The sequence below is a fragment of the Streptomyces sp. CNT360 genome (assembly GCF_000424785.1).
The window spans coordinates 344,704-359,955 of the sequence record NZ_AUKO01000012.1 but is presented as its reverse complement, the minus strand read 5'-3'; the positions used below and the strand labels follow the sequence as shown (position 1 = coordinate 359,955).

Sequence of the window (15,252 nt, the reverse complement as noted above, 5' to 3'; positions counted from 1 at the left end):
CCACATCCGGCACCACACCCCACGACTCCAACAACCGGAACAACGCCACCTCGAACGCAAACAACACCGGCTGCGCCACACCCGTACCCTCCAACACAGCCCCCTCACCCCCGAACAACACATCCCGCACACCCAGATGCTCCAACACCTCATCCAACGCCGCCGCAAACACCGGGAACGAGACATACAACTCCCGCCCCATACCGGCCCACTGCGCACCCTGACCCGTGAACAGGAAGCCCTTCTTGCCTGCTCGTGCCGTCCCGGTGACGACACGTGTGTCCGCCGCCCGGCCTTGTGCGAGCGCCTGTAGCCCCTCGCGTGCCTCGTCTGCGTCGGCCGCCAGTACCACCGCGCGCTGCTCCAGCATCGACCGCGAGGTCGTCAAAGCGGCGCCGAGGGTGGACACTTCCGTGCCGGGATGTGCGTCCAGGTGGTCCAGCAGTCGCTTCGCCTGCGCACGCAGTGCGTCGGCGGTCCTCGCTGAGACCGGCACCGGCACCGGTACGGGCATCAGTGGTGCCGGCCGGTGCGAAGACGTGGCCTCAGCGGACGCGTCCGGCGGGGACCCGGTCTCGGCCTCGGGGGCCTGCTCCACGATGACGTGGGCGTTCGTTCCGCTGATGCCGAACGAGGAGATGCCCGCCCGCCGCGGGCGCTGAGTCTGCGGCCAGTCCGTCGTCTTGGTCAGCAGACGGACTCCGCCCTCGTCCCACTCCACGTGCGGCGAGGGCTCGTCCACGTGCAGCGTCGCCGGAAGCACCCCGTGCCGCATCGCCATCACCATCTTGATGACACCCGCCACACCCGCAGCCGCCTGCGTATGCCCCAGGTTCGACTTCACCGAACCCAGCAGCAACGGACGCTCGGCCGCACGCTCCGCACCGTACGTCGCCGACAGTGCCTGGGCCTCGATCGGGTCGCCCAGTGGCGTTCCGGTGCCGTGGCCCTCGACGGCGTCCACCTCGGACGCCGACAGGCCGGCGTTCGCCAGGGCCCGGCGGATCACGCGCTGCTGCGACGGACCGTTGGGTGCGGTCAGACCATTGGACGCGCCGTCCTGGTTCACCGCGGAGCCCCGGACGACGGCAAGTACCCGGTGTCCGTTGCGCCGCGCGTCCGACAGGCGCTCCAGCAGCAGCACGCCGACGCCCTCGGAGGAGCCGAAGCCGTCCGCGGCGGCGGAGTAGGCCTTGCAGCGGCCGTCCGGTGCGAGGGCGCGCTGGCGGCTGAACTCCACGAACATGTCCAGGGAGGACATCACCACGACGCCGCCCGCGAGGGCGAGCGAGCATTCGCCGTGGCGCAGGGACTGAGCGGCCAGGTGCAGGGCGACCAAGGAGGACGAGCAGGCGGTGTCCAGGGTGAGCGCGGGGCCTTCGAAGCCGTATGTGTAGGCCACACGGCCCGAGGCGACGCTTGCGGTGTTGCCGGTGACGACGTAGCCCTCGACGTCGGCGGGGGTCCGCTCCAGGCGGGAGGCGTAGTCCTGGTAGGTCGAGCCGACGAAGACGCCGGTGTCGGAGCCGCGCAGCGAGGTCACCGGGATGCCGGCGCGTTCGAACACCTCCCAGGTGGTCTCCAGCAACAGGCGCTGCTGGGGGTCCATCGCCAGTGCCTCACGCGGGGAGATGTCGAACACCGCGGGGTCGAAGTCGGCGGCGTCGTACAGGAATCCGCCGCCGCTCGGGTAGAAGGTGCCCGGCACGGAGGGGTCCGTGGCGTGCCGGCCGCCCAGGTCCCAGCCGCGGTCGGTGGGGAACTCCGAGATCGCGTCCCGGCCCTCGGAGACCAGGTGCCACAGGTCCTCGGGAGAGCGGACGCCACCGGGATAACGGCAGCTCATGCCGACGACGGCCACGGGCTCGGCGGTGGGGTTCTCCAGCTCGGCGACGCGGTGGCGGGTCTCCTGGAGTTCGTGGGTGACGCGGCGTAGGTAGTCGCGGAGCTTTTCCTCTGTCGCCATGTCAGGACACCCCCAAGTCCTTGTCGATCAAGTCGAACAGCTCGTCGTCGCTGGTCTCGTCGAGACCGTCGCGGGTGGTTCGTCCGGGGTCGGCCCACTTCTCCAGCAGCGAGCGGAGCCGCTTGCGTACGCCTTCCCGGTCGTTCTCGTCGACCGGCAGCCCGGTCAGTCGGTCGAGCTCCATGATCATGGACGCGTCGGCGGCCGCCGCGGGTTCCGCATCCGCTGAGGAGATTGTTTCCGCGCCGGGCAGCCGCTCGTCCAGGTAGCCGGCGAGTGCCGCGGGGGTCGGGTGGTCGAAGACGGCGGTCGCGGGGAGTCTCAGTCCGGTGGCCGTCGCCAGCCGGTTGCGCAGTTCGACTCCGAGTACCGAGTCGAACCCGGCCTGTTGGAACGCGCGGTCGGGTGCGACGGAGGCCGTGTCGTCGTAGCCGAGGACGGCTGCCACGTGGGTGCGGACGAGGTCGAGCAGGAGGTGGGTGCGCCGACTCCCGCTTGCCTTGACGAGCTGCGCACGCAGCGGTTCCTCGGCCGTCTCCGGGCCGCTGTCGGCGGGTTCCAGAAACCGTGCGACGTCGGGGATCTCCGCGAGCAGCGGGCTGGGCCGCAGCGCGGTGAACGCCGTGTGGAAGCGGTCCCAGTCGACGTCGGCGAGCACCGGTGCCGGCTCGTCGCCGGACAGCGCCCGGTGCAGTGCGTCCAGCGCACGGTCGGGCGCCATCTCGGGGAGCCCGTGGCGTCGCAGCACGCTGGAGACGGTGCCCTGTGCCATGCCGCCGCCCGCCCAGGCGCCCCAGGCGACGGAGGTCGCGGGGAGGCCCGCGGCGTGGCGTTCGTGGGCAAGGGCGTCCAGGAAGGCGTTGGCCGGCGCGTAGTTGCTCTGGCCCGGCAGGCCGAGGGTGCCGCCGAGTGAGGAGAAGAGGACGAACGCGTCCAGGTCGCCGGTGAGGTCGTGGAGGTGGCGGGCGCCGTCGGCCTTGGCGCGCAGTGCCCGGTCCATCTGTGCGGGGGTGAGGGTGTCGAGGGAGGCGTCGTCGAGGAGTGCGGCGGCGTGGAAGACGGCGCGCAGCGGACGGTCTGCGGGAACGGTGGCGAGCAGTTCCGCCACGGCTGTGCGGTCTGCGATGTCGCATGCGGCGAGGGTGACGTCGGCGCCGTGCGCGCGGACCCGGGCGGCGACTTCCGCCGCGTGCGGGGCGGCCGGGCCGCTGCGGCTGACGAGCAGGAGGTGTTCGGCTCCCTGCTCGGCCAGCCAGGGCGCCAGCTGGGAGCCGAGGGCGCCGGTGCCGCCGGTGACCAGGACCGTGCCGCGGCCCCGCCAGGTGGGGCGGGCCGCGGCCGGTTCGGGTGCCCGGAGCAGGCGCCGGACGTACCGGCCCGAGCTGCGGAGGGCCACTTGGTCCTCACCGGCTGCCGGGGCCAGGCAGGCGGCGAGCCGGTCCTTCGCCCGGTCGTCGGCGATGGCGGGCAGGTCGATGAGGCCGCCCCACTGTTCCGGGTGTTCCAGTGCGGCGACTCGGCCCATGCCCCACACGAGGGCCTGCGAGGCGCTGGTGACGGGGTCGGAGGCGCTGGTGGAGACGGCTCCGCGGGTGAGGCACCACAGGGGCGGTGCGTCTTCGAGGGTGCCGAGGGCCTGGAGGAGCTCGATGGTGCGGGCGTACCCGTCGGGTACGGACGGGAAGCCGTCGCGGGGCTGCTCGTCCAGGGCGAGCAGGCACAGGACACCGGTCGCGTGCTGTGCCCTGGCGGCCAGGGCAGGCCGGTCGAGGGCGCCGGCCGGTACGGTCACGGCGTGGGCGCGGGCTCCCGCGCGGGTCAGGGCGTCGGTGGCGCCGCTGGCCCAGGGGTCGTCGGACAGTCTGTCGGGGACGACGACGAGCCAGTCGCCGGACAGTACGGCCTCGGGGTCGGCGGCGAGGCGCCAGGCGATCCGGTACCGCCAGGTGTCCGTCTCGGCCCGGGCCCTGCGGGTGTCGCGCCACGCCGTGAGCAGCGACATGGCCGCGTCGACCGCGGCCGGGTCGTGGTCGGGGGCGCCTGCCAGCAGGTCGGCGAGCGCCTTCGGGTCGTTGTGGTCGACGGCGGCCCAGAGCGCCGCGTCGTCGTCGGCCGCCTCGACGGATGCCCCGGTGGGCGCGGGTGCGGCGGGGGCTTCGAGCCAGTAGCGCTGCCGCTGGAACGGGTAGGTCGGCAGGGGGACGGTGCGGCGGCGCGGCCCGCCGAGGGCGGCGCTCCAGTCCACGGGGACGCCTCGTACGTGCGCCTGGGAGAGGGAGGTCAGGAACCGTGCGGGGCCGCCGTCGTCGCGGCGCAGTGTGCCGATCGCCGCGTCGCTGTCGTCCAGGATGTCCTGGAGGGGGGAGGTGAGCACCGGGTGCGGGCTCACCTCGACGAAGGTGGTGGCGGGCGCGGCAGCGGCCAGCCCGGCGGCGGTGTCGGCGAACCGGACCGTGTGGCGCAGGTTGCGGACCCAGTAGTCGGCGTCCAGCGTGGCGGTGTCCACGGGGCGGCCCTCGAGGGTGGAGTGGAACGGCAGGTCGACGGACTTGGGGGCGATCGGTGCCAACGCGGCCAGGAGTTCCTCCTGGAGGGCGTCGACCTGGGGTGAGTGGGACGCGTAGTCGACGGCAATGCGGCGGGCCCGTATGCCGTCCTCGACGCAGTCGGCGACGAGCGCGTCGAGCGCCGCGGGGCTGCCGGAGATCACCACGGAGGCCGGTCCGTTGACGGCCGCGATGCTGATCCGGTCGCCTTTTGCGGCGGTTCGGGCGCGTACCTCGTCCACCGGGAGCGGTACGGATGCCATGCCGCCGGAGCCGGACAGTGCGGCCAGTGCCTTGCTGCGCAGCGCGACCACGCGGGCGGCGTCCGCGAGGGAGAGCGCCCCGGCGACGTAGGCGGCGGCGATCTCGCCCTGGGAGTGTCCGATCACCGCGGAGGGGCGCACGCCGTGCGCCTGCCAGAGCCGCACCAGTCCGGCCATCATGGCGAAGAGCGCGGGCTGGACGACGTCGACGCGGTCGAGGGAGGGGGCCTCGGGGTCGGCGCACAGGACGTCGGTCAGCGACCAGTCGACGTGCGGTGCCAAGGCGTCGGCGCACGCCTCGATCTCCGTGCGGAACGCCGCGGAGGTGGCGAGGAGTTCCGCGCCCATGCCGGCCCACTGGGTGCCCTGGCCGGGGAAGACGAACACGGGCGCCGCGGCGCTGCCTGCGACACCCTGGACGAGTCCGGGCGCGGCCCCGCCGTCGGCGAGCGCGGCCAGTGCGCGGTCACGTCCTTCCGCGGTGTCGGCCACCACGACGGCCCGGTGCGCGAACAGCGACCGGGTGGTGGCGAGCGCGTGTGCGATGCCGCCGGTGTCTGCGGCACCGCCTCCGGTGGCCGTTGCCTCGCCCGGCCGGTCCGGCGGGCTGCTGAACGCGCGCAGTGCGGCCGCCTGCCGGCCCAGTGCGCGGTCGGTGCGGGCCGACAGGATCCAGGGCAGGGGGCCGTCGGGGGCAGGCGGGTCCGCAAGCGTGGTGTCGGGTTCCGCCGGGGCTTGTTCGAGCACGATGTGGGCGTTCGAACCGCTGATGCCGAACGAGGAGACGCCGGCGCGCCGGGGCCCGCCGTCCGTGCGCCACGGTGTGGTGGCGTTCAGCAGCTGTACCGGTCCTGCGGCCCAGTCCACGTGCGGGGTCGGCTCGTCGGCGTGCAGCGTCCTGGGCAGCGTCCCGGCGCGCATGGCGAGCACCATCTTGATGAGCCCCGCGACGCCCGCCGCCGCCTGCGTGTGCCCGATGTTGGACTTCACGGAGCCCAGCCACAGCGGCCGGTCGCGATCCTGCCCGTAGGTGGCGAGCAGGGCTTCCGCCTCGATCGGGTCTCCGAGGGCCGTGCCGGTGCCGTGCGCCTCGACCGCGTCCACGTCGTGGGGGCTCAGCCCCGCCGCGTCCAGTGCGGCGCGGATGACACGCTGCTGGGCGGGGCCGTTGGGTGCGGTGAGGCCGTTGGACGCGCCGTCCTGGTTGGTCGCGGACCCGCGTACGACGGCGAGCACCGGGTGGTTGTTGCGCCGCGCGTCGGACAGCCGCTCGACCACCAGCATGCCGACGCCCTCGGCCGGGCCCATCCCGTCGGCCGTGGCGGCGAACGCCTTGGAGCGGCCGTCGGGGGCGAGGCCGCGCTGGCGGCTGAACTCGACGAGGAGCTTCGGGGTCGACATGACGGTCACGCCTCCGGTGAGCGCGAGCGAGCATTCGCCCTGACGCAGCGCCTGGCAGGCCAGGTGCAGCGCCACCAGGGAGGAGGAGCAGGCGGTGTCGATGCTGACCGCGGGGCCCTCCAGGCCGAGGGTGTAGGCGATGCGGCCGGAGGCGACACTCGCCGCGCTGCCGTTGCCCAGGTGGGCTTCGAACTCCTCGGGCAGCCGCGGGAAGCGGGTCGCGTAGTCGTTGTACATCAGGCCGGTGAAGACGCCGGTACGGCTGTGCCGCAGCGACTGCGGGTCGAGGCCGGCGCGTTCGACGGCCTCCCACGAGGTCTCCAGCAGCAGCCGCTGCTGGGGGTCGATGGAGAGGGCTTCCCGGGGGCTGATGCCGAAGAACTCGGGGTCGAAGTCGGCGGCGTCGTAGAGGAAGCCGCCCGAGCGGGTGTAGCTGTGGCCCGCGCGGTCGGGGTCCGGGTCGTAGAGCGCGTCGAGGTCCCAGCCGCGGTCGGTGGGCAGTTCGGAGATCGCGTCGCCGCCGCGCAGCAGCAGGTCCCACAGCTCTTCGGGGGTGCGGACCCCGCCCGGGAAGCGGCAGGCCATTCCGACGACGGCGATCGGTTCACCGGCCGCGGCGCTGTCGGCGGACGGGGTGGCGGCGGGCTGCGCGGTGCCGTGCAGGAGGCTGTCCAGGTGCGCGACGAGGGCTGCCGGGGTGGGGTGGTCGAAGAGCAGCGCGGCGGGCAGCCGCAGGCCGGTCGCGGTGGCGAGCCGGTTGCGCAGGCCCAGCGAGGTGAGCGAGTCGAAGCCGATGTCGCCGAAGGTGCGGTCGAGGTCGATCGCGTCGGGCGAGTCGTGGCCGACCACCGCGGCGGCGTGGCGCCTCACGAGTGCGGTCAGCGCGTCGGTCCGTTCGGCCGGCGGGAGGCCGGCGAGGCGGCCGGAAGCGTCGCCGGGCGGTGTGCCGCCCGCGGCGGGGTCGCGTCGGCGTGGCGGGCGCACCAGCCCTCGCAGCAGCGCGGGTACGGGTTCCGGCGCCCCGGGCGTCCGCCAGGTGGAGAGGTCGAGCCGGGCGGGCACCAGGAGGGCCTCGTCGGACCGCCAGGCGGCGTCGAACAGGGCCAGTGCCTCGTCGGTGCCGAGCGCGGCCACGCCTGTCGTGGTCGGTTCCGGGTCGTCCAGGTGCCGGGTCAGTCCTCCGGCGGCGTCCCACAGGCCCCAGGCGAGGGAGGCGGCGGGCAGTCCGCGGTGGCGACGGTGTGCCGCGAGCGCGTCGAGGAAGGTGTTCGCCGCCGCGTAATTGCCCTGGCCCGCGTTGCCGAGCAGGCCCATCGCGGAGGAGAACAGCACGAACGCGTCGAGGTCGCCGGTGAGTTCGTGCAGGTGCCAGGCGGCGTCGACCTTCGGCCGGAGTACGGCGTCGAGGCGTTCCGTGGTCAGCGTGGGGACGGTCGCGTCGTCGAGCACCCCGGCCGCGTGCACCACGCCGGTCAGCGGGTGGCTGTCCGGGACGGTGGCCAGCAGGGCGGCCAGGGCGTCGCGGTCGGCGACATCGCAGGCGGCGAGCGTCACCTCGGCACCGAGCTCGGTCAGTTCGGCGACGAGCGCGGGCGCCGTCCGGGCGCGCTCACCGCTCCGGCTCACCAGCAGCAGGTGCCGCACGCCGTGCCGGGTCACGAGATGCCGAGCGAGCGTGCTGCCGAGCGCTCCCGGGGCACCGGTGATCAGGACCGTGCCGTCGGCCCCGAACCCTTGGCCGCGCGCCTGCTCCTGCTCGCCTTCCCGCCGTCGGCCGGGTTCCTCATGCCGTCCCGCGCCCGGGGCGGCCGGCTGCGCAATGCGGGCGCGGGCGAGACGGGGTACGAGCAAGCTGTCTGCGCGGATGGCGAGTTGGGGCTCCCCGGAGGCGACCGCGGCCTCGGCGGTCGAGGTGTTCAGCGCGGTGGCCGGGGGCGTGTCGGTGTCGAGCAGGACGAACCTGCCGGGGTTCTCCGACTGTGCCGACCGCAGAAGTCCCCACAGGGGGGCTGATGCGAGGTCGGTGACCGCGTCGTCCCGCCCGGTGGCCACGGCTCCCTGGGTGACCACGACGAGCCGCACCTCGTCGAGCCGGTCGTCGGCCAGCCAGTCACGCAGCAGCCGGTGCGTGCGCCCGGTCACGGCGTGGGCGGCCGCTGCGAGGCCGGCCGTTCCGCTGCCGGCGCCGGCGGTGGCGGGAGCCGTGCCGTCGGCTGTGGCGGTGGGCGGACACGGCAGGAAGACCACGTCGGGCAGCACCGGGGCGGCGGTCAGGGCGTCCAGGTCGTGGTAGGTCGTCAGGCCCGCGACGTGGGTGCCGAGCACGGCCCGGCCGCCCCGCTCCCGGTCGGGGACCGGAACCTGGTCCTGACTGCGGCTTCGGCGGACGGCTGACCGCTCCGGTGCGGTCCAGTCCACCCGGAAGAGGGTGTCACCGTGCGTCGCGGTGGCGGGCCGCATCACCAGCGAGTCGACGGTCAGCACGGGCGCACCGGTCTCGTCGTACGCGGTCAGCGTCGTGGTGTGGGGCCCGGCCGGGGAAAGACGGACGCGCAGCGAGGTGGCACCGGTGCGGTGCAGTTGCACGCCACTCCACGAGAACGGCAGCAGGCCGGCTCCGCCGTCGCTCAGGGCCCGCAGTTCGAGAGCGTGCAATGCCGCGTCCAGCAGGGCCGGGTGCAGGTCGAACCCGGCCGCGTCGGCCACGCTCACCTCGGCGAACAGCTCCTCGCCCCGCCGACGCAGCCGCCGCAGCCCCTGGAAGGCGGGCCCGTAGGCGAACCCGCCGTCGGCCAGGCGGTCGTACGCCCCGGCCAGATCGACCTCTTCCAGGTCCGCTCCATGGTCCTCGGGCCAGGAAGGCGCGGTGCCGGTCGCGGGGGTTCCTGCCTCGGTGCGGGCGGGGTCCGTCAGGGTGGCGGTGGCGTGCCGGGTCCAGTGCTCTTCCCCTTCGGGGCGGGCGAACAGGGAAAGGGCACGCCCGTCGGCGCCCTCGGGCGCGCGTACGACGATCTGTACGGTGACCGCCCTGTCGGCGGGCACCGGCAGCGGCGTCTCGATCGTGAGGTCGGCGATCCGGCCGTGACCGGTGGCGGCGCCGGCCCACAAAGCCAGCCCGAGGAAGGCGGTGCCCGCGAGCAGCGGCGCGCCGGAGACCTCGTGGTCGGCCAGCCAGGGCTGCGACCGCAGGGAAAGCTGCCCGGTGAAGACCGCACCGGCGTCGTCGGCGAGGTCGACGGTGGCGTGCAGGAGCGGATGCCCGGCGTCCTCCAGGCCGAACCGTCGGGCGTCGGCGGGCTGCCCGGTGCCGGGGACCCAGTAGCGCTCACGCTGGAAGGGGTAGGTGGGCAGTTCGACGCGCCGCGCGCCGGAGCCGGTGAAAACGGTGTCCCAGCGTACGGGGACGCCGTGCACGAACGCCTCGGCCAGCGAGGTCAGCAGGTGACGAGGCCCCTCGGCGTGCCGCCGCAGCGTTCCGACCACGACGGCGCCGCGCCGGTCGGTCCCGGTTCGACCGGACTGCTGCCGGTCGGTCCCGGGACGGCCGACGTTCAACGGACCGCTGCCGGAACGGTCGGCGTCGGGTCGGTCGGTGCCGGGGTGGGTCTGCTCGGTTCGGGGCCCGTCGGTGCCGGTGGTGGCCTCGTCGAGGGTCTCCTGGATGCCGAGCGAGACCACCGGGTGCGGGCCGACCTCGACGAAGCAGGTCGTCCCCGCGTCGAGCAGGCCCCGTACCACCGGGGCGAACCGTACCTGTTCCCGCAGGTTGCGGTACCAGTAGTCGGCGTCGAGTGCCGTCGTGTCCAGGGGCCCGCCGGTGACGGTGGAGTGGAACGGCACCCGGGAGGCCCGTGGCGTGACGGGGGCGAGGTCGGCCAGCAGACGGTCCCGGACGGCTTCGACCTGCGGCGAGTGCGAGGCGTAGTCCACCGGTACCCGGCGGGCGTGTCCGTCGCGGGCCAGCAGCGCCTCCAGAGCTTCGGTGGAGCCGGAGACCACCGTCGAGCGTGGCCCGTTGAGCGCTGCCACGGACAGCCCGTCCAGGTCGATGTCGGTCACGGGCCTGGACACCGACACCATGCCGCCGAGCCCGGAGAGGGCCAGGAGGGCCTTGCTGCGCAGGGCGACCACCCGGGCGCCGTCCTCCAGCGACAGGGCGTCCGCGGCGCAGGCGGCGGCGATCTCACCCTGGCTGTGTCCCGCGACGGCGGCGGGCTCCACGCCGTGGGCCCGCCACACCTCCGCCAGCGACACCATGACCGCCCACAGCGCCGGTTGCACGACATCGACCCGCTCCAGCAGTTCGGCGTCGGTCAGCGCGTCGAACAGCGACCAGTCGACGAAGGGCCGCAGTGCCTCGGCGCATGCGGCCATGCGGGCCGCGAACACCGGAGACGCCGCGACGAGGTCGGCCGCCATGCCCACCCATTGGGCGCCCTGGCCGGGGAAGACGAACGCGACAGTCGCATCGCTCACCGCGCGGCCCTCCACCGCCTCGTCGGTGAGCCGCGCCAGCAACTCCTCGGTGTCCGCGCCGATCACCACGGCGCGGTGTTCCAGCGCGCTCCGGCCCGTGGCCAGCGAGTAGCCGACATCCACCGGGTGGAGCGGGGTGGTGTTCAAGGCGGCGCGCAACTGCCCGGCCCGGGCGCGCAAGGCCGGAGCGGTCTTGGCGGACAGCACCCACGGCACCGCGGGTACAGCCGTGGGCCCGGCGGCTAGGCGGGCCACCTCAGCGATCCCCGTACCGGTGTCGGCGGGGTTCTCCGGGGCGTACGGGTCAGCCTGCTCCGCGGCGTGTTCCAGGATCACGTGGGCGTTGGTGCCGCTGATGCCGAACGACGACACCGCGGCCCGGCGGGGTCCCTCGTGTTCCGGCCAGGCGACCTGTTCGGTGAGCAGCCGCACCGCACCCGCAGACCAGTCCACGTGCGGGGTCGGCTCGTCCACGTGCAGGGTGCGGGGCAGCGTGCCGTGCCGCATCGCCATGACCGTCTTGATGACGCCGGCGACTCCGGCAGCGGCCTGTGCGTGCCCGATGTTGGACTTCAACGAGCCCAGCAGCAGCGGCCGTTCGGCGTGCCGGTCCCGCCCGTAGGTGGCGATGAGCGCCTCGGCCTCGATCGGGTCGCCGAGTTCGGTGCCGGTCCCGTGGGCCTCGACGGCGTCCACGTCCCGGGGTGCGAGCCGAGCCTGTGCCAGCGCCTGGGCGATCACCCTGCGCTGTGAGCCCCCGTTGGGCGCCGTGAGGCCGTTGGAGGTGCCGTCGGAGTTGACGCCGGAGCCGCGCACCACCGCCAGCACCGGGTGTCCGTGCGCCCGGGCCTCGGAGAGCCGCTCCAGGAGCAGGACGCCCACGCCCTCGGCCCAGGCCGTGCCGTCCGCCGCCGCGGCGAACGGCTTGCAGCGGCCGTCGGCCGCCAGCCCGCGCTGGCGGCTGAACTCGATGAACATGCCCGGCTCGGCCATGACGCTGACGCCGCCTGCCAGCGCGGCCGTGCACTCGCCCTGGCGCAGCGCCTGGCACGCCATGTGCAGGGCGACCAGCGACGACGAGCACGCGGTGTCGACGGTGACCGCTGGGCCCTCGAATCCGAAGGTGTAGGCGATGCGCCCGGAGGCGACGCTTCCGGTGGTGCCGGTCAGGACGTACCCGCCGAGGCCGCCCGACGCCTGGTGCATGCGGGGGCCGTAGTCCTGGGGTGTGGCGCCGACGAAGACACCGACCGGCCTGCCGCGGAGTGCCGCCGCGTCGATCCCTGCCCGCTCGAACACCTCCCAGGAGGTCTCCAGCAGCAGCCGCTGCTGCGGGTCCATGGCCAGCGCCTCGCGCGGGGTCACGCCGAATACCGCGGGGTCGAACTCGCCCGCGTCGTAGAGGAATCCGCCCGCCCGCACATAGCTGGTGCCCTGACGGTCGGGGTCCGGGTCGTACAGCCCGTCGAGGTCCCAGCCGCGGTCGTCGGGGAACGGTCCGATCGCGTCCGTGCCGGCGGTGACCAGTCCCCACAGCTCCTCGGGGCTCGTCACCCCGCCGGGGAGCCGGCAGCTCATCGCCACGACGGCGATCGGGTCGTCGGCGTCGGGCCCGGCGGGCGCCGTGTCGGCGCCCGGCTCCGCCCCGCCCCCCGGGGTGCCCTGGCCCCGGGTGCCGTCCTCCGGCCGGGCCTCCGCGTCCAGCGCCCGGAGGACGTGGGCGGCCAGGCGTGTCGGCGTCGGGTGCTCGAACAGGACACTCGGCGACAGCCTGAGACCGGCGAGCGCGTTGAGCCGTTCGAGAAGTTCGACACCCGCAACGGAGTTGAGACCGAGGTCGTGGAAGGTACGCCCCGGATCCACACCCGCCGCCCCCGCCGAGCCCGCCACGTGGGCGGTCTGGGCCCGTACGAGGTCGAGGACCTGACGCATCCGCTCCGGACCCGCCACCCCGGCGAGTTCCCGGCGCAGCGCGGGTTCGTCCCTCCCCGCCGACGCCTCGGCTCGTGCCCGCTCGCCCACCCAGTGGCGGTCGCGCTGGAAGGCGTACGTCGGCAGCTGGACCCGCACGGGCTTCCACGGCTCGTACAGCGCGGCCCAGTCGACCGGGACGCCGCACACGTGCAGGTGACCGAGTGTGCCGAGGACGGACCGCACCTCGCCCCACCCCGGGCGCAGCGCGGGGAATGCCTGCGAGGGCTGTTCCGCACGCCGCATTCCGGTGAGGGTCCCGTCCGGACCGATCTCGACGAACGTGTCCACCCCGTCGGCATGCAGGCGCTGCACCGCGTCGGCGAACCGCACCGTCGCCCGCACATGCTCCACCCAGTAGCCCGGCGACGCGATCTCCTCCACCACCCGCTCACCCGTCACCGTCGAGACGAACGGAACCCGTGGCGGGTGGAAGGAGAGCTCCTCCACCACCTCACGGAACCGGCCGACCATCGGCTCCATCAACGGCGAATGGAACGCATGACTCACCCGCAACCGCCGCGACCGCCGCCCCCCGAACGACGACACCACCCGCTCCACAGCCGCCTCGACCCCCGACACCACCACAGCGTCCGGCCCGTTCACTGCAGCCAACGCCACCTCACCGCTACCCGCCACCAGCGGCGCGACCTCTTCCTCCGAGGCTTCCAGCGCCACCATCGCCCCACCGGCGGGCAACTCCTGCATCAAACGGCCACGCGCCTCCACCAACACACACGCGTCCTCAAGCGACAAAACCCCCGCCACATGCGCAGCCGCAATCTCCCCCACCGAATGACCCGCCACCACATCCGGCACCACACCCCACGACTCCAACAACCGGAACAGCGCCACCTCGAACGCGAACAACACCGGCTGCGCCACACCCGTACCCTCCAACGCGGCCTCGTCCACGTCACCCTGCCCGAAGAACTCCTCCCGCACGCCGAGGCGTCCCAGCGCCTCGTCCAGGACGGAGGCGAACACCGGGAAGTGCGCGTACAACTCGTGCCCCATGCCCAGCCACTGCGCGCCCTGACCGGCGAACAGGTAGGCGAGGTGGGGGCGTTGTGTCACGGTGCCCGAGGTGACCGCCGGGTCGACGTGGTCCGCCGCGAGGGCATGGAGACGGTCGAGGAGTTCGGCGCGGTCCTCGGCGAGGAAGAAGCAGCGGTGCTCATGGGCGGTGCGGGTGGTCGCGAGGGAGAAGGCGACATCCAGCGGCCGGAGGCCGGCCCGCCCGTCCGTCAGGTACGCCGCGAGCCGTGCGGCCTGGGCCCGGCGGGCCTCGGCGGTCCGCCCGGACAGCAGGACGGGGAGGGCGTGCCCCGCGGTCTCGTGTGGCGGGGCCGGCGGCGGAGTGGGGGGCTCCGCGACCACGACGTGGCAGTTGGTGCCGCCCATGCCGAAGGCGCTCACTCCGGCCAGCAGGGGGCGGGACGCGTCGGGCCAGGGGCCCAGCTCGCGGCACACCTCCAGGCCGAGCGCGTCCAGCGGGATCGCGGGGTGGGGGGTGCGGAAGTTCAGGCTCGCCGGAAGCTGCCGGTGGCGGACGGCCAGCGCGGTCTTCACCAGCCCGGCGATGCCCGCGGCGCCCTCCAGGTGGCCGATGTTGGTCTTCACCGAGCCGACGGCGAGCGGCAGCGCACGGTCCCGGTCGGAGCCGAGCCACATGCCCAGTCCGGCCGCCTCGACGGGGTCGCCGACCGCGGTGCCGGTGCCGTGGAGTTCGACGTACTGGATGTCCGCCGCGGTGACCCCGGCCTGCTGGTGGGCGGCGCGTACGACATCGGCCTGGACGGGGGCGCTCGGCACGGTGAGGCCGTCGGTGGCTCCGTCGTTGTTGACGGCGCTGCCGCGGATCACGCAGTAGACCGGGTCACCGTCCGCCAGCGCCGCGGCCAGCGGTTTGAGCAGCACGGCGCAGCCGCCCTCGCCCCGTACGAAGCCGTTGGCGCGCGCGTCGAAGACGTACGCCTCGCCGTCCGGTGACAGGCCACCGAAGGCGGCCGCCGTCCTGGTGCTGTCCGGCACGAGCATCAGGTTGACGCCGGTCGCCAGCGCCAGGGTGGACTCGCCGGTGCGCAGGCTCTCGCAGGCCAGGTGCACCGCCACCAGGGAGGAGGACTGGCCGGTGTCGACGGTGAGGCTGGGCCCGCGCAGCCCGAAGGTGTACGAGACGCGGTTGGCGATGATCCCACGGTGCAGCCCGGTCATGGTGTGGGCACCGATCGCCTCCTCACCCGCGCGGTAGGTGAGGGTGGCGTAGTCGTCCCAGATGGCGCCCGCGAAGACGCCGGTGCGGGTGTCGCGCAGCCGCGCGGGCAGGAGGCCCGCGTCCTCCACCGCCTCGACGCACAGTTCCAGCGCGAGCCGTTGCCGCGGGTCCATCGCCGCCGCCTCGGTCGAGCTGATGCCGAAGTAGGCGGCGTCGAACTCGTCGACGCGCTCCAGGAAGCCGCCGCGCTGCGGCGCACCGAAGCGGTCGGTCCGGCTCAGGCCGCTGCGGCCCTCGCGCAGCAGCGACCAGAAGGCGTCGCGGTCCCGGGCCTGCGGCAGCCTGCAGGAGATGCCGACCACGGCCACGGCATCGGGGGTGGCAGCGGCAGGGGTGGGGCCGTGCATGGTC

General features: G+C 74.1%; 2 protein-coding genes. Both read right to left on the bottom strand.

Annotated elements, in window-relative coordinates:
- Nucleotides 1–1,966, bottom strand: a 1,966-nt coding sequence (locus H297_RS36365) for a type I polyketide synthase (RefSeq protein WP_037794082.1), incomplete at its 3' end; no start/stop codon positions are given.
- A gap of 1 nt (nt 1,967) precedes the next feature.
- A complete protein-coding gene (locus H297_RS43735; RefSeq protein WP_027737644.1) occupies nt 1,968–15,248 on the bottom strand; it encodes a type I polyketide synthase in 13,281 nt (4,426 codons plus the stop codon).
- Nucleotides 15,249–15,252 lie beyond the last annotated feature (4 nt).